The sequence below is a fragment of the Pseudomonas sp. WS 5021 genome (assembly GCF_012985535.1).
In the GTDB taxonomy this organism is placed as follows: Bacteria; Pseudomonadota; Gammaproteobacteria; order Pseudomonadales; family Pseudomonadaceae; genus Aquipseudomonas.
Window position 1 is genome coordinate 254,916 of the sequence record NZ_JAAQWP010000003.1, and the last position, 20,887, is coordinate 275,802.

At 63.5% G+C, this 20,887-nt stretch carries 21 protein-coding genes; 6 read left to right on the top strand and 15 right to left on the bottom strand.

The annotated features are described in order from the left end of the window. Positions 1–6: 6 nt before the first annotated feature. The 13 genes from HBO19_RS11080 to aspA all read right to left on the bottom strand — a co-directional run bounded on the left by HBO19_RS11080 (position 7) and on the right by aspA (position 13,410). Positions 7–972, bottom strand: coding sequence for a VOC family protein (locus tag HBO19_RS11080; RefSeq protein ID WP_169955445.1), 966 nt, complete (start codon positions 970–972; stop codon positions 7–9). Further along, entirely contained in the window at positions 972–2,465 is a 1,494-nt protein-coding gene (locus HBO19_RS11085; RefSeq protein ID WP_170042051.1) for an aldehyde dehydrogenase, read from the bottom strand. The genes HBO19_RS11080 and HBO19_RS11085 overlap by 1 nt, the downstream gene beginning before the upstream one ends. A gap of 10 nt (positions 2,466–2,475) precedes the next feature. Further along, complete coding sequence (locus HBO19_RS11090; protein ID WP_169955443.1) at positions 2,476–3,279, bottom strand: aspartate dehydrogenase; 804 nt, start codon at positions 3,277–3,279, stop codon at positions 2,476–2,478. A 10-nt stretch (positions 3,280–3,289) separates the two neighbouring features. Next, entirely contained in the window at positions 3,290–4,972 is a 1,683-nt protein-coding gene (locus tag HBO19_RS11095) for a thiamine pyrophosphate-binding protein (RefSeq protein ID WP_170057517.1), read from the bottom strand. After that, a complete protein-coding gene (locus tag HBO19_RS11100) occupies positions 4,965–5,762 on the bottom strand; it encodes an SDR family oxidoreductase (RefSeq protein WP_170057518.1) in 798 nt (265 codons plus the stop codon). Before HBO19_RS11100 ends, HBO19_RS11095 begins: the two co-directional genes overlap by 8 nt. Position 5,763: 1 nt before the next feature. Continuing rightward, the gene (locus tag HBO19_RS11105) at positions 5,764–6,597 is read right to left on the bottom strand and encodes an IclR family transcriptional regulator (protein ID WP_170057519.1); all 834 of its coding nucleotides are present in this window, start codon (positions 6,595–6,597) and stop codon (positions 5,764–5,766) included. Continuing rightward, positions 6,594–7,472, bottom strand: a complete 879-nt coding sequence (locus HBO19_RS11110; RefSeq protein WP_170057520.1) for an alpha/beta hydrolase — start codon at positions 7,470–7,472, stop codon at positions 6,594–6,596. Before HBO19_RS11110 ends, HBO19_RS11105 begins: the two co-directional genes overlap by 4 nt. A 4-nt stretch (positions 7,473–7,476) precedes the next feature. Further along, positions 7,477–8,016 carry a cupin domain-containing protein gene (locus tag HBO19_RS11115; protein WP_029289969.1) on the bottom strand — a complete coding sequence of 180 codons (540 nt, stop codon included), beginning with the start codon at positions 8,014–8,016 and terminating at the stop codon, positions 7,477–7,479. Positions 8,017–8,029: 13 nt separating this feature from the next. After that, positions 8,030–8,794, bottom strand: coding sequence for an SDR family oxidoreductase (locus HBO19_RS11120; RefSeq protein ID WP_170057521.1), 765 nt, complete (start codon positions 8,792–8,794; stop codon positions 8,030–8,032). Further along, positions 8,794–9,567, bottom strand: a complete 774-nt coding sequence (locus HBO19_RS11125) for an ABC transporter permease (RefSeq protein ID WP_076963115.1) — start codon at positions 9,565–9,567, stop codon at positions 8,794–8,796. The genes HBO19_RS11120 and HBO19_RS11125 overlap by 1 nt, the downstream gene beginning before the upstream one ends. Positions 9,568–9,595: 28 nt before the next feature. After that, positions 9,596–10,588, bottom strand: a complete 993-nt coding sequence (locus HBO19_RS11130; protein WP_169955437.1) for an ABC transporter substrate-binding protein — start codon at positions 10,586–10,588, stop codon at positions 9,596–9,598. A 39-nt stretch (positions 10,589–10,627) separates the two neighbouring features. Beyond that, positions 10,628–11,464 carry an ABC transporter ATP-binding protein gene (locus HBO19_RS11135; RefSeq protein WP_262376972.1) on the bottom strand — a complete coding sequence of 279 codons (837 nt, stop codon included), beginning with the start codon at positions 11,462–11,464 and terminating at the stop codon, positions 10,628–10,630. Positions 11,465–11,985: 521 nt separating this feature from the next. Continuing rightward, positions 11,986–13,410, bottom strand: coding sequence for an aspartate ammonia-lyase (gene aspA / locus HBO19_RS11140; RefSeq protein WP_038444539.1), 1,425 nt, complete (start codon positions 13,408–13,410; stop codon positions 11,986–11,988). Positions 13,411–13,590: 180 nt separating this feature from the next. On the opposite strand from aspA, the gene HBO19_RS11145 reads away from it, so the two are divergent. The 5 genes from HBO19_RS11145 (at position 13,591) to HBO19_RS11165 (ending at position 17,378) form a co-directional block, all read left to right on the top strand. Continuing rightward, positions 13,591–14,514, top strand: a complete 924-nt coding sequence (locus HBO19_RS11145; protein ID WP_170057522.1) for a LysR substrate-binding domain-containing protein — start codon at positions 13,591–13,593, stop codon at positions 14,512–14,514. 313 nt (positions 14,515–14,827) lie between these two features. Then, positions 14,828–15,319: a 5-(carboxyamino)imidazole ribonucleotide mutase gene (gene purE, locus HBO19_RS11150; protein ID WP_057440545.1), complete on the top strand. Its 492-nt coding sequence runs from the start codon at positions 14,828–14,830 to the stop codon at positions 15,317–15,319. Between the two features lie 12 nt (positions 15,320–15,331). Next, the gene (locus HBO19_RS11155) at positions 15,332–16,417 is read left to right on the top strand and encodes a 5-(carboxyamino)imidazole ribonucleotide synthase (protein ID WP_032856724.1); all 1,086 of its coding nucleotides are present in this window, start codon (positions 15,332–15,334) and stop codon (positions 16,415–16,417) included. Between the two features lie 100 nt (positions 16,418–16,517). Next, complete coding sequence (locus HBO19_RS11160) at positions 16,518–16,763, top strand: GlsB/YeaQ/YmgE family stress response membrane protein (RefSeq protein ID WP_029289950.1); 246 nt, start codon at positions 16,518–16,520, stop codon at positions 16,761–16,763. Positions 16,764–16,841: 78 nt separating this feature from the next. Then, positions 16,842–17,378 carry a DUF3299 domain-containing protein gene (locus HBO19_RS11165; RefSeq protein ID WP_170057523.1) on the top strand — a complete coding sequence of 179 codons (537 nt, stop codon included), beginning with the start codon at positions 16,842–16,844 and terminating at the stop codon, positions 17,376–17,378. Between the two features lie 126 nt (positions 17,379–17,504). Here the strand turns inward: HBO19_RS11165 and HBO19_RS11170 are convergent, their stop codons facing one another. Then, the gene (locus tag HBO19_RS11170) at positions 17,505–18,392 is read right to left on the bottom strand and encodes a D-hexose-6-phosphate mutarotase (protein ID WP_170057524.1); all 888 of its coding nucleotides are present in this window, start codon (positions 18,390–18,392) and stop codon (positions 17,505–17,507) included. A 57-nt stretch (positions 18,393–18,449) separates the two neighbouring features. Further along, positions 18,450–18,854 (bottom strand): acyl-CoA thioesterase, encoded by a 405-nt coding sequence (locus HBO19_RS11175; RefSeq protein WP_003176975.1) that lies wholly within the window; start codon positions 18,852–18,854, stop codon positions 18,450–18,452. A 562-nt stretch (positions 18,855–19,416) separates the two neighbouring features. Between HBO19_RS11175 and HBO19_RS11180 the strand changes: the two genes are divergently transcribed. Then, positions 19,417–20,697 carry an MFS transporter gene (locus HBO19_RS11180; protein WP_170042267.1) on the top strand — a complete coding sequence of 427 codons (1,281 nt, stop codon included), beginning with the start codon at positions 19,417–19,419 and terminating at the stop codon, positions 20,695–20,697. The last annotated feature ends 190 nt before the right edge of the window (positions 20,698–20,887 follow it).

Consider the following 20,887-nt stretch of genomic DNA (forward strand, 5'->3'; position numbering starts at 1 on the left):
TCCTGCTCAAGGTTTCGGTTTGTCGGTGAGGAACTTGCCTTGCGGCGCCTCGACGTGTTGCTGGCGCCGGGTATTGCCGTCGATACCCCCGGCAATCGCCCATTCGGCGAACACCGTGGGCCCCGGCTCAAAGGTGCGGGGCTGCCATTCGCCGGTCAGTTGGTCTTCGTCGGCGTAGTACTCCACCAGCGCGCCGGCGGGGTTTTTGAAGTACCAGAAAAACGCCGAAGACACCGGGTGGCGCCCAGGGCCGATCTCGGTCGGCCAGCCGCTGCGGGACACGTGCATGCCGCCGCCAAACACCTCGTGCACATCGCGTACGGTAAAGGCCACATGGTTCAGCCCCGCCCGTGGCGCCGGCAGTTGCAGCATGAACAGGTCGTGATGGCCGCCTTCCTCGGCGGTGCGCAAAAAGGCCCCGCGATCCGGGTAGCGGTCCGAGGCCTGGAAGCCGAAACGTTCGTGGTAGAAGGCTTCGCAGGCGTTTACGTCCTTGACGAAAAACACCACATGACCGACTTCAATCGGCGTGGCGCGCTCGTAGATCGGCGCCGCCTTGTTGATCCGACCCTTGGTCTGCCAGGTGTTGTGGCCGCTGCATTCAATCTCCAGCTCACGCTTGCGCGTCACTTGCAGGCGGATCGCCAAGCCGTTGGGGTCGGTGCAGCCGATACGCCCGTTGCCCTCGACAAACCCCGGGTCGTTGGCGATGCGTTCGGCGTACAGCGCAAGGTCCGCCGCGTCGGCCACGCCCCACACCACTTCGCGCACGGTCGAGCCGGCCTCGATGGCGGGCGGCAGGCCGGGTTTGTTCAGGTCGGCGAGCACTACGCGGCAGCCGTTGAGGGTCTCGAAGATCACCTCATCGGGTTGCGCGCTGACCTGAGTCAGGCCCCAGTCGCTGAAAAAACGCACGCAGGTGTCGAGGTCCTCGACGCCATAGGTGACTTCATCAATACCTAAAACGCTCATCACGCTACCTCGTGTGGCACACCGGCCCAGGCCAGTGGCTGTTGGTTCATGCCCCAGTAGAGGCTCTTTTGTTCCATGTATTGCAGGATCCCCAGGCGGCCTTTTTCGCGGCCCAGGCCGCTGTCGCGCCAACCGCCGAACGGCGTGGAAATCGAGAACTGCTTGTAGGTGTTGATCCACACCGTGCCGGCCTGCAAGCGCCGGCCCAGGGCCCAGGCGCGCTTGTAGTCGCGGCTCCAGATGCCTGCCGCGAGGGCGTACAGGCTGTCGTTGGCCTGCTCCAGCAGTTGCTCTTCATCGTCGAAGGGCATGGCCACCAGCACCGGGCCGAAGATTTCTTCCTGGCACACCTGTTGTTGGTTGTGCAGGCCTTCAAGGATGGTCGGCGGGTAGAAGTAGCCCTGGTCATACAGGCCGCCGCTGGGGCGCTGCCCACCCAGGCGCAGGCGCCCGCCTTCGGCCAGGCCGAGGGCGACGTAGCGTTCCACCGATTCACGATGGCTGGCGCTGATCAGCGGGCCCATCTGCGTGTTTTCGTCGGCCGGGTCGCCCATGCGCAGGTTCGCGGCGGCGGCTACCAGGCGTTGCATAAAGGGTTCGTACAGGGCGCGCGCGACAAACAGCCGCGAGCCGGCAATACAGGCCTCGCCCGAAGAGCTGAAGATGCCGTAGAGCACGCCCGCCACTGCGTGGTCGAGGTCGGCGTCATCAAGGACGATGGTCGGCGACTTGCCGCCCAGCTCCAAAGACACCGGCATCATCTTGTCGGCGGCGATATGGGCGATGTGCTTGCCAGTGCGGGTGCCGCCGGTGAACGACACGCGCTTGACCAGCGGGTGGCGGGTCAGTGCGTCGCCCAACAGCGAGCCCTTGCCGGGCAGCACGCTGATCAGGCCCTTGGGCAGGCCGGCCTCTTCACACAAGCGCGCCAGGCGCAGGGCCAACAGCGGGGTGATTTCCGCTGGCTTGATCACCACCGCATTGCCCGCCGCCAGGGCTGGCGCGACCTTTTGCGCCTCGCTGGCAATCGGCGAATTCCACGGGGTGATCGCGGCGACCACGCCCATCGGCTCATACACGCTCATGCTGACGAAATCGCCGCGCGAGGGGGTGATGGTTTCTTCCAGGGTTTCGCAGGCGGCGGCGAAGAACTGGAAGGTGCCGGCCGCACTGGCCACCAGCGCGCGGGTTTCATTGATCGGCTTGCCGTTGTCCTGGCGTTGCAGTTGCGCCAGTTCTTCACTGTGCAGGCGGATCAGCTCGGCGATGCGGTACAGCACGCTGGCCCGCTCATGGGGTTTGCGCTGGGCCCAGCCGCTGTGCAGGAAGGCCTGGTGTGCGCCCTGGATGGCGTCTTCCACATCCTGCAAGTCGGCAGCATTGAGCCAGGCCACGGCCTCGCCGGTGGCCGGGTAGCGGCTGGCGTAGCGTTCGCCACGGCCCAGGCGCCAGTGGCCGGCGATGCAGATCGGTAAAGTCTGTTCGAGAGTCATCGACGGGCTCCTAAATTGAGATGGCATGGGCGTGGTTGCCCAGCGCACGGACCACGCTGTACACGGTCAGCGCCGAGGTCTTGGGGTTGGCCAAAAGCGGCTTGCCGCGCAGGCTCAACTCGAAACGGCCAAAGGCGCCACGGGCTTCGAAGTGGTGGACGTTTTCGTCGCTGTGGGGGTCGGCGATCAGCGTGACGTGGGTGCGATCCAGTCCCAGCCCGGCCAGGGACAGGGTGGCGGCGACGTTGGCGTTTTTCGGATACAGCCGCGCGGCTTCGCGGGCGCTGCCCTGGAAGATCACCGTGGCTTGGCTGATGGTGTCGAGGTCGCACGCCTGCTCGCCGGGAGTGTTTTTCCAGGCGCGGGCCGGCTTGCGCCCGGTGTAGTTGACCGAATCCAGGCCGCCGACCTTGGCCGCCGACAACGCATCAATACCGCCAATCGCACCGGGCAGCAGCTCGATGCGGGTCTTGCCGCGCTCAGCGGCTGCTTCCAGGCGCTCGACCAGACCCACTTCGGACAAGGCGCCGACCGACACAATCAGGCAGGCAATCCCACGCTCCAGGGCCGGCAGCACATGTTCCTCGATAGCGCGGTGGCCGGCGCATTCCACCAGCAAATCCGGGCGCGTATCGGCGGGCAAGGCGGTGAGCACCTGCGGCGGTCGCTTGAAACTGGCCAGGCGCTGGCGCACCAACGCCTCGGAGCCCTCGGAGGCGATGACGTAATCCACGCACAGCTGCGGATCGTTCTCCAGCAACTCCAGCACGCCGACGCCAATGGCGCCGCAGCCGATCATGGTGATATGCAACATGCGGCGATCCTCAGGCGGTGGCCTTCTGGGCTTTGGTTTCGCTGTTGGGCGGGCCGGCGAACTGGGTGGCGAAATTGCCCACGCTGAGCATGTCCACTTCCAGCAGGAACGGGCCGGGTTGGCTCAGGGCGCTGTCGACCACCTTGCCGAAATCCTTGAGGTCGGTGACCAGGCCGTGGCGCAAGCCCATGGATTCGGCGAGCTTGGTGTAGTCCGGGGTGTGCAGGTCGACATAGCAATGCCGGCTGCCGTAGACCGCGTCCTGGATATTGCGGATCACCCCATAGCGCTGGTCGTTCATCAGCAGGATCACCAGGTTGGCGCGCTCCTGGACCAGGGTCGCCAGCTCACCCAGGTTGAGGATGAAACCGCCATCGCCCGCCAGGGCGAACACCTTGCGCTCGGGCGCGGTTTCAGCGGCTGCGACCGCGGCGCCGATGCCCATCGCCAGGCCTTGGCCGATACCGCCGCCCAAGGCGTGAACCCCGGCACGCGGGTGGTACAGGTTGAGCAGGCGGTTGCCCCAGATGCTGTTGGACAGGGTCACATCGCGCACCCAGGAGAAGTTGCGCCCGGTGCTGGCCTGCAATTGCTCGACCATCGCCGAGTACGGGCCCAGGTCCGCCACCAGTTGGTTGCGCGATTGCTCGCGCACGGCCTTGAGTTCGACGAGGAATTGCGGATCGGTATGCAGGCGGCCTTCCAGGCGGTCAGCCAGGCCGTCCAGGGCCAGGGCCGTATCGCCGCAGATAAACAGCTCGCTGGCATAGCTGCGGCCTTCGATGGCCGGGTTGGCGTCGATGCGCAGGGTGTTCTGCGGCAGCTTGAGCGCGTACTTGAAGGTCTCGTTGCTGCGCAGGCGCGACCCGGCGATCAGCAGTGCATCGCAGGTTTGCAGGAACTGCTCGACCCGTTTGTTCTGCGAAAAGGCCCCCAGGCAGCGCTCGTCGTCTTCATTGACCACGCCACGGCCTTGGGTCGAGGTGATCACCCCCACGCCCATCGCCAGCAGGCGCTTGACCTGCGCCCCGGCATGCCGTGCGCCGCCACCGAGCCAGAGCATCGGGCGCTTGGCACTGGCCAGGCGCGCGGCCACCAGGTCGAGGGCTTCCGGTGCCGGCACGGCGACCGGGATCGGCAGCGGCGACAGGTCGGTAGGCATCGGGATAAAGGTCGACTGGATATCGATCGGGATCTCGACGCTGACCGGGCCGGTGGGCGCGGTGAGGGCGGTCTGTACCGCGAGCTTCAGGGTGCTGATGGCGGTCTCGACGCTGCGCACGCGAAAGGCGGCCTTGGACACGGCCTTGAGCATGTTCAACTGGTCGCGGGCTTCGTGGATATACGCCAGTTCCTGATCCAGGTATGGCGTCTCGATCTGCCCGGTGATGTGCAGCAGCGGGGTGCCGGCAGTCTGCGCTTCAACCATGGCGCCGGCGGCATTGCCGGCGGCGGTGCCGGTGGAGGTCAGGCACACGCCCAGGCCGCCGGTGGTACGGGCATAGGCGTCAGCCATGTTGGCGGCGCCGGCTTCACCCCGGGCCATGACAAAGCGGATATTGCCGCGCACGGCGAAGGCATCGAGGATCGGCATGTTGTGGATCGAGATCACGCCAAACGCGGCCTTGACGTCGCATTGTTCGAGAAAGGCGGTGATGGCAGCGCCCACGGTGACAGTGTTTTCATTACGCATGGCGGGACAGGCCTCCGGATACATCGATATGGCTGCCTGTGGTGTAAGCCGACAGAGGCGAGGCCAGAAACAGGATCGCGCGGGCCGCTTCAATCGGCAGGCCCAGGCGCCCCAGGGGAATATGTTTTTGTTGGGCCAGGCGGGCGGTCCATTGCGCCCAGTCGAGGTCGCGTTCTTCACGCGCTTCGAAGCGGCGGCGCCATTGCCCGGACTCCACCAGGCCAATCAGGATGCCGTTGACGCGGATGCCTTGCGGGGCGAACTCGGTGGCCATCGAGCGCACCAGGTTCTTGATCCCGGCGCGGGCGGCCGAGGTGGCGACCATGTGCGGCTCCGGCTGGCTGGCCAGCAGTGAGTTGACGCAGACGATGGCGGCATCGGCCTGGTTTTGCAGCTGCGGCTTGAAGGCGCGGACCGGGTTGATCACCGAAAAAAACTTCAGGTGCAGCTCTTCGGTCCAGGCGCTGTCGGTGGTGTCTGCGAAGGTCGAGACCCGGCCTTGCCCGGCGTTGTTGATCAACACACTGGCGGCGCCCAGCGCGGCCTGGCTGGCGCTGGCAAAGGCGTTGACCGCTTCGCCATCGAGCACATCGCACACCTGGGCCAGCAGTTGGCCTTGGGGGAAACGTTGGCGCAGGTCGCTTTCGGCACGGCGCAGGCGTTCTGCATCGCGGCCGCAGAACGCAACGGCGGCGCCGGCTTCCAGCAGCAGCTCGACGCACGCCAGGCCAATGCCCGAGGAGCCTCCGGTGACGATTGCGGTGCGGCCCTGCAATGGATAAAGGCTCATCTCAATCTCTCATCAAGGCAGTGACGCGGGGCTGGCTGCTGTGGGCGCCGCCGTTGTAGTTGAGCAGGCGCGACAGCTCGTCGGCGCTGCGTCGTACCTGGGTCAACAGCTCTTCAAAATTCACATGACCGATCTGCGTGGTCGGGATGGTCACGCCGAGGGCGGCCACGATGTCGCCGCTCTGGTCGCGCACGGGCGCGGCCACTGTGGAAATCGCCGATTCAAAGAACCCTTCGCCGCTGACAAAGCCGCGCTGGCGGTCGGCCTGGAGCATGTCGAACAGCTCCATCACGGTTTTGGGGGTGCAGTGGGAGTGCTGTTCCAGGTGTTCCTCGGGGTACAGCTCGCGCAGTTCGGTCAGTGACAGGTCTTCGAGGAGGATGCGCCCCAGCACCGTGGCATGGGCCGGCAGGCGGGTGCCGACGTTGACCGCGTTGGAGAACACCGACGGCGGCGAAACCTTGGCCACATAGACGATGGAACGCCCGTCGCGCACCACCAGGTTGCTGGGGTAGTTAACCCGGTCGCACAAACGGGCCAGCAGCGGCTGGCCGAGTTCGGTCAGCTCCAGCGAGGCCAGGTACTCGAAGCCCAGGCGCAGCACCGACATGCCCAGGCGGTATTCGTTGCCGCTGCGGGTGACGAAGCCCATGGTTTCCAGGGTGGTCAGCAGGCGGAAAATGGTCGAGCGCGGCAGCGCCAGGCGCCGTGCCAGTTCCGGCGCGGTCAGGGTGCGGTTGCGCCGGCTGAACTCGCAGAGCAGCAGCAAGCCGCGCTCCAGGCCCGGCACGATGTATTTGTCCTGAGCATCCTTCAGCAGATCTGAGTCGTTCATAGGGTTCTACCTGTCAGGGATTGTTTGAGGGCGTAGGCCAGGCGACCGGCAACCACCAGCGGTTGTTCGATGGGGCTGGCATGGCCTGCGTCGGCGATCAGGTTGAAGCTGGCACCCAGGGCCTTGGCCACGCCCAGGCAGGTGTCGGGCGTGGTGATGGCGTCGGCTTCGCCGCAATGCACTTCGCAGGGCATTGCAGGTTGGCCGTGGCGCAGCAGGTCGTCGCCGCACAGCAGCTCGACGGCCTGGCGATAACCCAGCGGGTTCAGGCGGGCCATGTTCCAGTGCACCCAGGCCAACGCTTCGGGCTGGGCCCGCGGCGAGAGCATGTGGGCGCTGCGTTGTGCGGCCAGGCCGGCGATACCCAGGCGTTGCAGGTCATCCAGGCGTTGCTGGCGTACTTGCTGGCGCTGCTGGCTGCGCTCGGGTGCGCCATAGCCGCGAGCCGGGCTGATCAGCACCAGGCGGCTCACCCGCTTGGCCTGGGCACTGCGGGCCAAGGCCAGGGCGGTCAGCGCGCCCAGGGAATGGCCGACCAGCACGCACTCGTCCACTTCCAGCGCATCGAGCATCTGCACCAGGCGCGCGGCGTATTGCTCGGCCTTGGGCACGTCCGACTCCAGGGGGCTGGAGTCGCCATAGCCGGGCGCGTCCCAGGCGATGACCCGGGCCTGGGCCGCCAGGTGCTGTGCCACTTGCAGCCAGGACGCCGCGCCCGAGCCGATGCCGTGCAGCAACACCACCGCCGGCCCCGTGCCGCATTCGCGCAGGGCCTGCTGGCCACCGGCGGCGGCGACCAGGCGCTGGGGGAAGTCGCGCTGCAGTTGGGCTTGCAGGTCGGCCGTCGGCGCGGCTTGGGTGAGTCCTGGCAACATGGGCTTACCCGCGCTTGATCGAGGCCAGAGGGTGCTCTGGCGGATAGGTCGGGGTGATCGGCTTTTTCGCGCCGAGCATCACGCACATCAGCGCGTCTTCGTCGCCGATATTGATCTCTTCGCGGTACACGCCCGGCGGCACGGAAATCACGTCGCGGTCGGTGAGGATGGTTTCGAAACGCTCGCCGTCCTTTTCCAGTACCACCTTGAGTTTGCCGCGCAGCACGAAAAACACTTCTTCGACGTCAATGTGCAGGTGCGGCGGGCCCTCGTGGCCGGCCGGGATGACCATGGTGGAAAAGGTGAAGTGCTCCGACGGGATGGTGTTCATGTCGGTGCTGATGCCGGTGCCGCCAGTGCCGATGTAGCGCATTTGCGCACGGCGGAACTTGGGGTCGTAGTCGGCCTGGAACTTCAGGGCATCCCAGTCGTACTTGCGCGTCTCGTAGCGGGCGATGCGCGTGCTCATCCAGCTTTCCAGGCTGGCGCCGGCAGGGCGGTCCCAGCTTTTTGGGGTGTCGTTTTGGGCAGATAGATCAGTCATGACAGTCTCCAGATCAAGGCATGACGAACCCGCCGTTGACCGGCAGGGTTTGTCCAGTGATAAAGCGGGCAAGGTCGGACAGCGCGAACAGCACGGCGCCGCTGACGTCTTCGGGCAATTGCGGGCGTTGCAGGGCCCGTTGGTCGTTGTACAAACGGTGGCGCGCCTCGGGCACGTAGGCGGTGGCTTCCACCAGCACCAGGCCAGGGGCGATGGCGTTGACGGTGATGTTGTCGCTGCCCAGCTCACGGGCCAGGCTGCGGGTCATGGCGATGATCGCGCCCTTGCTGGCGACGTAGGCCAACAGGTTCGGTGCACCCCACAGCGGGGTGTCCGAGGCCAGGTTGACGATGGCGCCCTGGCCGCTGGCGCGCAGGGCCGGCAGGCAGGCGGTGGTCATCAGCCAGGTGCCGCGCACGTTGACCTGCATCACCTGGTCCCAGGTGTCGATGCTCAGCTCTTCGCAGCCCTTGCCCCCGGAGTTGGTGATCGAGGCGTTGTTCACCAGGCCGTCGAGGCCGCCCAGCAGGCTGATCGTCGCGTCGACACAGGCCTGGATCGAGGTGGGTTGCGCCAGGTCGACAGCCACGGCCTGCACGTCCAGGCCCAGCGCCCGTAATTCACCGGCGGCCTGCTGTACACGCTCGTGCAGCACATCGGCAATCACCACCCGGGCGCCGGCCTGGCCGATGGCCTGGGCAAAGGCATAGCCCAGGCCCCGAGCGCCACCGGTGACCAGCACGCGGCGGCCTGCAAGCAAAAGGTCATGGCGGCTCATCACTGGGTGCTCAACATGGCTTTGGGCATGTAGTGCAGGACGCGTTTTTCCGCCCACACCACTGCGCCGTAGGCGATCACCCCAATCAGGGTCAGCGCGACAATGGCGACGAACACCCCAGCGGTGTTGCCCTGGCCCTCGGCGTCTACCAGCAAGAAGCCCAGGCCCTGGTTGCCACCGACCAGCTCACCGACGGTGACGCCGATCACGGCCAGGGTCGAGGCGATACGCAGGCCGGAAAACAGTGCGGCCATGGCCGACGGGAACTCCACCAGGCGGAAGATCTGCCAGCGGCTGGCATTCATGGTGCGTACCAGGTTGATCATGTCCGGGTCGACGGTGCGGATCGCCGAGAGCACGTTGATCATCACTGGGAAAAACACGATCAGGATCGCGATCAGAATCTTCGGGTAGATGGTGTAGCCCAGCCACATCACGAACAGCGGCGCGAAGGCGACTTTCGGGGCGATCTGCAAGGCCAGGATGTACGGCGACAACATGGCTTCGGCCGCCGGCGACAGGCCCAGCGAGACGCCGATCATCACTCCCAGCAGGGCGCCGAGGGCGAAGCCGACGACGATCTCCAGGGCGGTGATCAGGGTGTGTTGCAGCAGGCCGCCGGTTTGCCACATCACCAGGCCTTCCTGGGCCACGCGGCTGAGTTTGGGCATGACGAACTCGGGCATGCCGAGCAGGCCGGGGCCCCATTGCCAAAGCACCAGGAACAGGATCAGCAGCGCGACGCTACCGAGCACGGAGTTGTTGTTTTTCATCGTGTACGTACCTCAATGTCCCGGTGGTTCACTGTGCGGCGACCGGGCTGTCGACGAATTGGTTGGTGAAGAGGTCTTCAAGCGGAGTCGCCTGAGTGACGATGCCCTCGCTGACATAGAACTGCAGGACCTTGTCCAGGTGCTGCGGATCGATGTGCCCGAGCACGGCCTGCTTGGCGTAGACGTGTTCGACGTAGAGCTTGAAGATCTTCTCCAGGGAGTCTTCCTTGCCGGCGTAGGCCGGTACCGCCTTGGCGAAGGTCACGGCGGCGGCGCGCGGGTCCTGGATGATGTCGCGCATGCCTTGCAGGGTGCCCTGGACCACGCCGCGCACAATCTGGGGCTGGTTCTTGATCGCGTCGTCGGAGGCGAGAATCGCCTGGGCCATGCTCTCGAAAATCTGGTCCTGGGGGATCAGCTTGATCTGCACCCCGGCTTCCTCGGCATTGATCACCCAGTCCGGCACGCCCGCCATGGCCTGGGCCTTGTTGGCGGAGAACAATTGCCAGACCCCGGCGGGGCCGGCGGCCTGGATGTTCACGTCGTTTTTGCCCAGCCCGGCTTTGCGCAGCGAGGCGAGCAGGGCGTAGTAAGTGGTGTCGGAGTACGACATCACCGTCATGGTCTTGCCCTTGAGGTCGCTGACGCTGTTGATGTTGTCCTTGGCGTTGGTGGCGATCATCGTCACCCCGCCGTCGCCCAGCACCGCCACGGCGCGCACCGGGATGCCATTGGCCCGCACCACGATCGGCGTGTCACCGATGGCTCCGCCGATCAGCGCATTACCGGCGCCGATCTGCTTGGCCACGTCCACGCCACCTTTGGCGGCGATAAAGGTCAGGTCCAGGTCCTGGGCCGTGTAGTAGCCCTTTTCCTTGGCGATGATCCACGGAGCGAACGCGGGCGAGTTGGGCGGCGCCGGCAGCAGGTAGGTGACCTTGGTCGGCTGCGCCTGGGCGGCACAGGCCATGCCGAGGCCCAGGCTGAGGGCGCAAAGACGTTGAAACAGAGACTTGAGCATGGGGACTCCGGAATCGGTTGGGGGCCGCAAGGGCGGTGATCAGTGCAGTTCGGTGTCGGCGCCGACCTGGAGCAACTCCATCAGGCGGCCGACCAGCGGGCCGATTTCCGGCAGCTTGCGGCGCTCCAGGGGGTTGTCGCGAAACGGCAGGTCGATACTGATTTCCTCGATGATCGTGCCGGGGCGGGCGCTCATGACCAGCAAGCGGTCGGACATGGCGATGCCTTCGATCAGGTCATGGGTGATGAACAGCGCGGTCTTCTTCTCGTCGAACAGCATCCGCGCCATGTCCTGTTGCAGGATCATCTTGGTCTGGGCATCGAGGGCCGAGAACGGCTCGTCGAGGAACAGCACCTGCGGGTCGATGGCCAGGGTGCGAGCCAGGGCGGCGCGCTGGCGCATGCCACCGGATAGCTGGAACGGGTAGTGATCGGCGTAGCCATTGAGGTGGCAGCGCTCGAGCAGGTCGAGGGCGACTTTCTGCCGGGTGGCGGCGGGTACGCCCTGGATCTCCAGGCCCAGTTCGACGTTGCGGCGGATGCTGCGCCAGGGCATCAGCAGGTCCTTTTGCAACATGAACGCGACCTGCGGCACCGGCCCGGTGACCGGCTCGCCACCAACGAACACTTCACCTTCGCTGGGGCGGTACAGGCCTGAGCCCATGTTCAGGATGGTGCTCTTGCCACAACCGGAAGGGCCGATGATCGACACCACTTCACCCCGGCGAATCTTGAAGTTCACCTCGCGAATGGCGAAGGGCGCGTCTGCTTTACCCTTGGCCGGGAAACATTTACCGACATTGCGAAATTCAATTTCAGTCGGCTCCAGCTCTTCCCTGAGAGCTTGGTTATTCCATTGGGGCGTCACGGCGTACATCTCTTTCACAGCCATCAGGTAGGTACTCTGGTCTGTTTTATAGGTGATACGCCGTTTAGTGCATGAACAATGCCAGGGGGTTATTTCCTACAAACTATTAGTAAATATCCTTTGATATTAGTGATTTAGGTTCTAGTAGTTGGAAGTTGGTTGTTTCATATATGAAGCGTTGGTTCTTATATGGCACGAAATTGCACACTGCTTGAGCGTGTAATGGGAAGTTGCAAGAAGTCGGTGCTTTATTGGGTAACGCGGGGAAGTTGCGAAAGGCGTTATTTGTTTTATATGTAAAACGCATTCGAGGGACTGGTTGCGTTTATGTAGGAGCCGGCTTGCCGGCGATGGCGTTCTTGAAATGTTGTACCTGCCTTGAGGACCTCATCGCCGGCAAGCCGGCTCCTACAAAGGTTGGGGGTTGGCAAATTGCGGGCAAAAAAAAGGGCCTGAAGAGCAAGTCTTCAAGCCCTCAAAAGGGTGAGAGGTGTCTAGTCCCTCAACCTGGTGAGCGGTGCTACATGCGTTCAGGCCTTCAAAGGCACCAGACGCGGGGCAATCATGTTTTCCGGGCGCAGGATGTCGTCGAGCATGGCGTCGTCGAGCAAGCCTTCTTCGCGCACCAGTTCCAGCACGCCGCGGCCGCTTTCGAGGGCAATGCGGGCGATGCGGGTGGCGTTTTCATAGCCGATGTACGGGTTCAGCGCGGTGACCAGGCCGATGGAGTGCTCCACCAGTTCGCGGCAGCGTGCTTCGTTGGCGGTGATGCCGACGATGCAGTGCTCGCGCAGCATGTCCATGGCGCGTTGCAGCAGGCGGATCGAGTCGAAGATCTTGAAGGCGATCAGCGGCTCCATCACGTTCAGTTGCAGTTGGCCGCCTTCGGCCGCCATGGTCAGGGCCAGGTCGTTACCGATGACCTGGAAGGCCACCTGGTTCACGGCTTCCGGGATGACCGGGTTGACCTTGCCGGGCATGATCGAGCTGCCTGGCTGACGCGCTGGCAGGTTGATTTCGTTGATCCCGGTACGTGGGCCGCTGGACAGCAGGCGCAGGTCGTTGCAGATCTTCGACAGCTTCACCGCCGTACGCTTGAGCATGCCGGAGAACAGCACGAACGCGCCCATGTCGGAGGTGGCTTCGATCAAGTCGGCCGCCGGTACCAGCGGCTGGCCGCTGATGGTGGCCAGGCGCTGTACAGCCAGGGCCTGGTAGCGCGGGTCGGCGTTGATGCCGGTACCGATGGCGGTGCCGCCCAGGTTGACTTCGGTCAGCAGCTCCGGCGCCAGGGTCTTGAGGCGTGCCAGGTCTTCACCCAGGGTCGTGGCGAAGGCACGGAATTCCTGGCCGAGGGTCATCGGCACGGCATCTTGCAGCTGGGTACGGCCCATTTTCAGGACGTGGCCGAACTCGACACCCTTGGCGGCGAACGCCTGGATCAGGCTGTCGAGGCTGGCCAGCAGCGCGTCATGGCCCAACAGCAGACCCAGGCGGATCGCGGTCGGATAGGCGTCGTTGGTCGACTGCGCCATGTTCACGTCGTTGTTGGGGTGCAGGTATTGGTACTCGCCCTTGTTGTGGCCCATGGCCTCCAACGCGATGTTGGCGATGACTTCGTTGGCATTCATGTTGGTTGAAGTGCCAGCGCCGCCTTGAATCATGTCCACCACGAACTCTTCGTGGAAGTCGCCGCGGATCAGGCGGGCGCAGGCTTCGCTGATGGCAGCGTGCTTGGCTTCGCTGAGTTGGCCCAACTCGCGGTTGGCATCAGCGGCGGCTTGCTTGACCATTGCCAGACCGACCACCAATTTCGGGTAATGCGAAATCGGAACGCCGGAGAGACGGAAGTTATTCACGGCTCGCAGGGTCTGGATGCCGTAATACGCTTGGGCAGGTACTTCGAGTACGCCAAGCAGGTCTTTTTCTGTGCGGAATGATGCAGCGGAGGACATGACGGAAATCATCTCGATATGGACCCGGGCTAGGCCGGAACGCTGTGAATGCTAGGCTTGTGGGAGTTTTTGGGCCAATGCTATTAAGCGCTGGCCTATGCACAAACGGCATAATGTTGATGTGACCCGGTTAACATGGCGGGCGTGTGTGCCAAAATGGTGCATGCCCTGGAGAATCAGATGAACCTTGAAAGCAAATGGCTGGAAGACTTTAGCGCCCTGGCGGCCACGCGCAGCTTCTCCCAGGCGGCGGAGCGGCGCTTTGTCACCCAGCCGGCCTTCAGTCGACGCATCCGCAGCCTTGAGGCGGCCCTGGGGCTGACGTTGGTCAACCGTTCGCGCACGCCCGTCGAATTGACGGCGGCGGGGCAGTTGTTCCTGGTAACGGCGCGCACGGTGGTCGAGCAACTGGGCGAAGTGCTACGCCATTTGCATCACCTTGAAGGCGGCCAGGGCGAAGTCATGCAAGTCGCGGCGGCGCACTCCCTGGCGCTGGGCTTTTTCCCACGCTGGATCGCGCAATTGCGCAACGAAGGGCTGAACATCGCCACGCGGCTGGTCGCGACCAACGTCGGCGACGCGGTGCATGCCCTGCGCGAAGGTGGCTGCGACCTGATGCTGGCGTTCTACGACCCGGATGCGGCAATGCAGATGGACCCGGATATTTTCCCGTCGCTGCACCTGGGCAACACCGAAATGCTTCCGGTGTGTGCCGCCGATGCCGATGGCAAGCCGCTGTTTGACCTGGAAGGCGAGGGCAGCGTGCCATTGCTGGCCTACAGCGCTGGGGCATTCCTCGGGCGTTCGGTGAACCTGCTGCTGCGCCAGCGCGCCCTGCGCTTTACCACGGTGTATGAAACCGCCATGGCCGACAGCCTTAAAAGCATGGCGCTGGAAGGGCTGGGGATTGCCTGGGTGCCACAGTTGAGCGTACGCGCCGAGCTGGCCCGGGGTGAACTGGTAGTGTGCGGCGGGTCGCAGTGGCATGTGCCGCTGGAGATCCGCCTGTATCGCTGCGCGTTGGTGCGCAAGGCGAACGTGCGGTTGTTGTGGCGCAAGTTGGAAGGTGGGGCAACGCAGAATCCGCCGGCCGAACGCGGTTAACTATAGGAGCTGGCTTGCCAGCGATAGCAGTGTGCCAGTCGAATATTTGGTGCTGATTGACCGCAATCGCCGGCAAGCCGGCTCCTACAGGTTTTGGGTGTTTTGGCTGACTCTGAAGTCAATAAAACCGCAGGTTTGACCGGTAAGACAGATGGTCATTCCAGGGGCTGTTTATCTGCATTATTACGGTATACTGCGCGGCCTTCGGCCGGTCCAACCGGCCTTAATTCGTACAACAAGCCACGCCGGATTTCCCGCGTGGCTTGTTGTTTTTTGACGCGCCTGCGGGCGCCCAGAGAGAAGAGGCACGACGATGAGTGCATTGGTTGGCGTGATCATGGGCTCCAAGTCCGATTGGTCCACCCTTAGCCACACCGCCGATATGCTGGAAAAACTCGGCATTCCGTTTGAAGTGAAGGTGGTTTCCGCCCACCGCACGCCGGACTTGCTGTTCCAGTATGCCGATGAAGCAGAATCCCGTGGCATCGAGGTGATTATCGCCGGTGCCGGTGGCGCAGCCCACCTGCCGGGCATGTGTGCGGCCAAGACCCACTTGCCGGTACTCGGTGTGCCGGTGCAGTCGTCGATGCTCTCGGGCGTGGATTCGCTGCTGTCCATCGTGCAGATGCCCGCCGGCATTCCGGTGGCCACCCTGGCGATCGGCAAGGCTGGCGCGATCAACGCGGCATTGCTGTCGGCCAGTATCCTGGGCGCCAAGCATCCACAGTTCCACGCGGCCCTGAAGAAATTCCGCGCCGAACAGACTGACAGCGTCCTGGACAATCCAGACCCACGCATCGCCTGAGGTTGTTGATTGATGAAAATCGGTGTAATCGGTGGCGGCCAACTGGGTCGCATGCTGGCCCTGGCGGGTACGCCGCTGGGGATGAACTTCGCGTTTCTTGATCCGGCGCCGGACGCCTGTGCGGCGGCCCTGGGCGAACACCTGCGGGCGGACTACAGCGACCCGGACCACTTGCGCCAACTGGCCGATGAAGTCGACCTGGTGACCTTCGAGTTCGAAAGTGTGCCGGCCGAAACCGTGGCGTTCCTGTCGCAATTCGTGCCGGTGTACCCGAGCGCCGAAGCCCTGCGCATCGCCCGTGATCGCTGGTTCGAAAAGAGCATGTTCAAGGACCTGGGCATTCCGACCCCGGCCTTCGCCGACATCCAGTCCCAGGCGGACCTGGACGCTGCCGTCGCCAGCATCGGCCTGCCGGCTGTGCTGAAAACCCGCACCCTGGGTTATGACGGCAAGGGCCAGAAAGTCCTGCGTACTGACGCCGATGTGGTCGGCACCTTCGCCGAGCTGGGCAGTGTCGCCTGCCTGCTGGAAGGCTTCGTGCCGTTCACCGGCGAAGTCTCGCTGGTGGCCGTGCGCGCCCGTGATGGCGAAACGCGCTTCTACCCGTTGGTGCACAACACCCACGACAGCGGCATCCTCAAGCTGTCCGTGGCCAGCACCGACCACCCGTTGCAGGCCCTGGCCGAAGACTATTCCAGCCGCGTGCTCAAGCAACTGGATTATGTTGGCGTGATGGCCTTCGAATTCTTTGAAGTGGACGGTGGCCTCAAGGCCAACGAAATCGCCCCGCGCGTGCACAACTCCGGGCACTGGACCACCGAAGGCGCCGAGTGCAGCCAGTTCGAAAACCACCTGCGGGCGGTTGCGGGCTTGCCATTGGGTTCCACGGCCAAGGTGGGCGAGAGCGCGATGCTCAACTTCATTGGTGTGGTGCCGCCGGTAGAGCAGGTCATTGCGATTGATGACTGCCACCTGCATCACTACGGCAAGGCCTTCAAGGTCGGGCGCAAGGTCGGCCACGCCAACCTGCGTTGCAAGGACCGCGCGACACTCGACGCGCAGATCGCCAAGGTCCAGGCACTGATCGCCGCGCAATAACCCACGGGCTGGCGGGAACCATTGGTGACCGCCATCCTCTGATTGCAGGATGCCAAAGTCTGACTAGGCTTCAGCTAACTTTCATTCAGAGGGAAATGCCATGGGTATCATTGGGACCATCTTTATCGGTTTGATCGTCGGCCTGCTGGCGCGTTTCCTGAAACCAGGCGACGACAGCATGGGCTGGATCATGACCATCCTGCTGGGTATCGCCGGCTCCCTGGCGGCGACCTATGGCGGCCAGGCGCTGGGTATCTACCAGGCAGGCCAGGGCGCAGGCTTCATTGGCGCGCTGGTCGGTGCCATCGTGTTGCTGGTGATCTACGGTCTGCTGAAAAAGAAATGATTTAGCGACAAGCCCTCTGCGCTGCGCAGGCGCAGAGGGCTAGAATGCCGGCACTGTGTTCATTTGCCGAGCCCCTTCATGCGCCGCCTCCTGTTGACTGTCCTTTTGCTGGGTTCAAGCCTGGCACACGCCGCCCAATTGCCGGAAACCGACTGGCTGGAACTGATGCCTGAGTCAGACCAGAAAGCCCTGGAGCAAATGCCGGATATCGACCACAACTCCCCGGAAGCCTTGGGCACCTTTACCGAAAAGGGTGGCTTGAAGCAGAGCAAGGGCTTGCCGGCGGTGATGTATTCGACCAAGACCGTGGCCGCCCTGAACGGCAAGCATATCCGCCTGGGTGGCTACCCGGTGCCATTGGAAACCGACGCCAAGGGCCGCAGCACCTTGTTCTTCCTGGTGCCTTACCCGGGCGCGTGCATCCACGTGCCGCCGCCGCCGCCAAACCAGTTGGTGTTGGTGCGCTATCCCAAGGGCTTGAAGCTGGATGACATCTACACGCCGCTATGGGTGACCGGCACCTTGAAGGTCGAGACGGTCAACAGCGACCTGGCGGATGCGGCTTATGCCCTGGATGCGGGAGTGGTGAGGGTGGTGCAGGAAGCGGATCTATAACCAGCGCCACAAAACCCCGGGCTTGGGTGGGAGCGGGCTTGCCCGCGATAGCGGTGTATCAGTCGCCGAATGTATCGGCTGAAACACCGCCATCGCGGGCAAGCCCGCTCCTACATTTTGGTTAGGTTACAGGGGCAGACTGGCCATGCTCACGCCCATGGTGTGACTAGCGCCCGGTGCCAGTGCCACCACATCGTCCAGCACATTTGCCGTCTCGATGCACAGCATGCCCTGCCAGCCATCGTCGGCCATGTCATCGAAGGCCTTGGCGCGTTCAGTCCAGGGGTTCCAGATCACCGTCGATTTTGATCCTTCGCTGGTGAGCTGGATCTGGCGCTGCCAGTCTTTATCAACGATGTTCAATTGTGCCGGGGTGTCGAGGTAGATGCGGTCGGTCTCGGCAGTAAAGTGCAGGAGGCCAAATTGCTTTTTGGTCACCCAGCCGTCGGCGGTATCGATATAGTCCAATCCGTCCAGACCATCGACCTGCACCTTGCGTACGTCGCTGACCGCGAAGTAGCTGTGCAGCGCCTGGCTGATGGTCACGGTGTCGGTGCTGCGGTTGTGGCTGGTCAGGCGGATATGCAGTTGATCGTCGAGCAGGATGCTCATTTTCAGATCGACCTGGTGCGGCCAGCCAGGGAAGCCGTCAGCAGGTGCCGGCAGGACCAGTTCAACCCGATTGTCTTCGACGCCGGCCAAGGTCCAGATGGCTGTGCGCGCGAAACCATGGGCGCCGGCCGGCTGATCACTCTGGCGCATCGCCTTGACGCTTTGCGGGTTGCGCTCGAACACACCAAACCACGGCCAGCACACCGGCACACCCGTACGGATACCTTTGCCAGCCTTGAACACAGCCTGCTCGTTTGGCCAGATCACCGGCTTAGCGCCAGCGGGCTGGTAACTGAACACGTGCGCACCCTGTTGGGCCACCAGCACTTCGGCGCCGTTGTGGCGGATGCGCCAGCAGTTCAGCTCATCCATTTTCACGGCTTCAACGTGGGGCGTAGGCATACAAGGCTCTCTTAGTGACAGGCAATGGGGCAATGGACCGTCAAACCGCCGCGAGGTTTAACGCGCTCGCGACGGAACCGACCGGGTGCGCCCGCTGCCATCAATGGCGACGAACACAAACACCGCCTCGGTGACTTTGCGCCATTCGCTGGACAGCGGGTCATCGCTCCACACTTCGACCATCATCTGGATCGAGCTGCGGCCGATTTCCAGGGCCTGGGTGTAGAAGGACAACTGCGCGCCCACCGCCACCGGAACCAGGAAGGCCATGCGGTCGATGGCTACGGTAGCCACGCGGCCGCCGGCGACTTTGCTGGCCATTGCCGTGCCGGCCAGGTCCATCTGCGCTACCAGCCAGCCGCCGAAAATATCGCCGAAACCGTTGGTTTCACGGGGCAGTGCGGTGATTTGCAGGGCGAGATCGCCTTGCGGGATAGGATCTTCTTGTTCGAGTTCGATCATGCCGGGGGTGCCTCTGACCCGTGACTCTTGGACTATGTAATCGGTGAATAGCCGTCTTGGAAAAACGATTCAGCCCCGAACATACTACGTTCGTCACGTTTTTCGAAAGGCGCCTTGAGGGAAACTCTGCGAAATCGGCTGGCCGGTGCCAACGACGTTTTCGCGCAACTTCCACTGATATGCCGGTGCAAGGCGGGCAGTATATCGGTCGCTAGCCTGCGCGACGACCATTGGGGCCGGATTTTGTACATCTATCTGCGTGGCTTTGAAGGTGTCGGGCAAATGGCCAAAACAGTCATGCAACTTGAGGGGTTTGACCATTGTTTCTTTTAAACCCGGCACCCCAGTATTTGCTGGCGTTTTTGGTCCCCGACAATAATTCGAAGAAGGAAGAGGCGGGCCTTGCAAGGTGGTGACTTTGCGAGTCGGCGCCAACCGCTGTGCAGGTGTTTAGACTGTGCTTTTCCAGGCAATTTGTTATCTTGCCGGACCTGCCAGGCCAAACCAGCACTGTTGCGGATTCCTGATCTGACCTAATAAGAGAAGCCTTGCCATGACCACAGTGCCTTCAAGCATTGCGCCGCCCGCACGACCGCTGAACCGCAACGACTACAAAACCCTGTCGCTGTCGGCCCTGGGCGGCGCGCTGGAGTTCTACGACTTCATCATCTTCGTGTTCTTCGCCACTGTGGTCGGGAAGCTGTTTTTCCCCGCCGACATGCCCGAATGGCTGCGCCTGATGCAGACCTTCGGCATCTTCGCCGCCGGCTACCTGGCGCGGCCGCTGGGCGGGATCATCATGGCGCACTTCGGCGACCTGCTGGGGCGCAAGAAGATGTTCACCTTGAGCATCTTCATGATGGCCGTGCCGACCCTGATCATGGGCCTGTTGCCGACCTACGCGCAGATCGGCCTGTGGGCTCCGATCCTGTTGCTGCTGATGCGCGTGATCCAGGGCGCGGCGATTGGTGGCGAAGTGCCGGGGGCGTGGGTTTTTGTTTCTGAACATGTCCCACCACGCCATATCGGCTACGCCTGCGGCACCCTGACCAGCGGCCTGACCGCCGGGATCCTCCTGGGTTCGCTGGTGGCCACCGCCATCAACACCCTGTACACCCCGGAGCAGGTGTCGGACTACGCCTGGCGGATCCCGTTCCTGTTGGGCGGTGTATTCGGCCTGTTTTCGGTGTACCTGCGCCGCTGGCTGCACGAAACGCCGATCTTCGCCGAAATGCAGCAGCGCAAGACCCTGGCCGCCGAGCTGCCCTTGCGTGCGGTCCTGCGTGACCACCGTGGCGCCATCGTGCTGTCGATGCTGCTGACCTGGCTGCTGTCGGCCGGTATCGTCGTCGTGATCCTGATGACCCCGACCGTGCTGCAGACCATCTACCACTTCAGCCCGACAGTCTCGTTGCAGGCCAACAGCCTGGCGATCGTCACCCTGAGCCTGGGCTGCATCCTCTCCGGCGCGCTGGCTGACCGCTTTGGCGCCGGGCGCGTGCTGATCGCCGGTTGCGCATTGCTGCTTGCGACCTCGTGGACGCTGTATCACAGTCTGCTGGACCACCCAAACTGGCTGTTCCCGCTGTACACCCTCACCGGCCTGTTCGTTGGCGTGGTCGGTGTGGTGCCCTACGTGATGGTCAAGGCCTTCCCGCCGGTGGTGCGCTTCAGCGGCCTGTCGTTTTCCTACAACGTTGCCTACGCGGTGTTCGGTGGTCTGACGCCGTTGGTGGTGTCGCTGCTGATGAAAGAAAGCCCAATGGGCCCGGCGTACTACGTTGCCGTGATCTGCACGATGGGGATGCTGGTGGGTGCCTACCTGTGGAAACGCGGGCGCTGAACCTGGCAAGTCCCCTGTAGGAACCGGCTTACCGGCGATGGCGTCCCTTGATCAGTGCACAATTCAAGGGCCCATTGCCGGCAAGCCGGCTCCTGCAACGTTTACAGAGTGTTTCTAAAATTACCGCAATCCCTCGCCTCGCCCCCGCGTTTACTCAGCGTCCCCCCGCATCCGCTTTCCTAGCCAATAC

Coding starts and splice junctions, on each gene's coding strand:
- HBO19_RS11080 (WP_169955445.1), bottom strand. CDS start 972: ATGAGCGTTTTAGGTATTGATGAAGTCACCTATGGCGTCGAGGACCTC.
- HBO19_RS11135 (WP_262376972.1), bottom strand. CDS start 11,464: ATGTACGCCGTGACGCCCCAATGGAATAACCAAGCTCTCAGGGAAGAG.
- HBO19_RS11120 (WP_170057521.1), bottom strand. CDS start 8,794: ATGAGCCGCCATGACCTTTTGCTTGCAGGCCGCCGCGTGCTGGTCACC.
- HBO19_RS11125 (WP_076963115.1), bottom strand. CDS start 9,567: ATGAAAAACAACAACTCCGTGCTCGGTAGCGTCGCGCTGCTGATCCTG.
- aspA (WP_038444539.1), bottom strand. CDS start 13,410: ATGTCCTCCGCTGCATCATTCCGCACAGAAAAAGACCTGCTTGGCGTA.
- HBO19_RS11090 (WP_169955443.1), bottom strand. CDS start 3,279: ATGTTGCATATCACCATGATCGGCTGCGGCGCCATTGGCGTCGGCGTG.
- HBO19_RS11175 (WP_003176975.1), bottom strand. CDS start 18,854: ATGATCGAACTCGAACAAGAAGATCCTATCCCGCAAGGCGATCTCGCC.
- HBO19_RS11100 (WP_170057518.1), bottom strand. CDS start 5,762: ATGAGCCTTTATCCATTGCAGGGCCGCACCGCAATCGTCACCGGAGGC.
- HBO19_RS11115 (WP_029289969.1), bottom strand. CDS start 8,016: ATGACTGATCTATCTGCCCAAAACGACACCCCAAAAAGCTGGGACCGC.
- HBO19_RS11160 (WP_029289950.1), top strand. CDS start 16,518: ATGGGTATCATTGGGACCATCTTTATCGGTTTGATCGTCGGCCTGCTG.
- purE (WP_057440545.1), top strand. CDS start 14,828: ATGAGTGCATTGGTTGGCGTGATCATGGGCTCCAAGTCCGATTGGTCC.
- HBO19_RS11110 (WP_170057520.1), bottom strand. CDS start 7,472: ATGTTGCCAGGACTCACCCAAGCCGCGCCGACGGCCGACCTGCAAGCC.
- HBO19_RS11095 (WP_170057517.1), bottom strand. CDS start 4,972: ATGCGTAATGAAAACACTGTCACCGTGGGCGCTGCCATCACCGCCTTT.
- HBO19_RS11155 (WP_032856724.1), top strand. CDS start 15,332: ATGAAAATCGGTGTAATCGGTGGCGGCCAACTGGGTCGCATGCTGGCC.
- HBO19_RS11085 (WP_170042051.1), bottom strand. CDS start 2,465: ATGACTCTCGAACAGACTTTACCGATCTGCATCGCCGGCCACTGGCGC.
- HBO19_RS11105 (WP_170057519.1), bottom strand. CDS start 6,597: ATGAACGACTCAGATCTGCTGAAGGATGCTCAGGACAAATACATCGTG.
- HBO19_RS11165 (WP_170057523.1), top strand. CDS start 16,842: ATGCGCCGCCTCCTGTTGACTGTCCTTTTGCTGGGTTCAAGCCTGGCA.
- HBO19_RS11145 (WP_170057522.1), top strand. CDS start 13,591: ATGAACCTTGAAAGCAAATGGCTGGAAGACTTTAGCGCCCTGGCGGCC.
- HBO19_RS11130 (WP_169955437.1), bottom strand. CDS start 10,588: ATGCTCAAGTCTCTGTTTCAACGTCTTTGCGCCCTCAGCCTGGGCCTC.
- HBO19_RS11170 (WP_170057524.1), bottom strand. CDS start 18,392: ATGCCTACGCCCCACGTTGAAGCCGTGAAAATGGATGAGCTGAACTGC.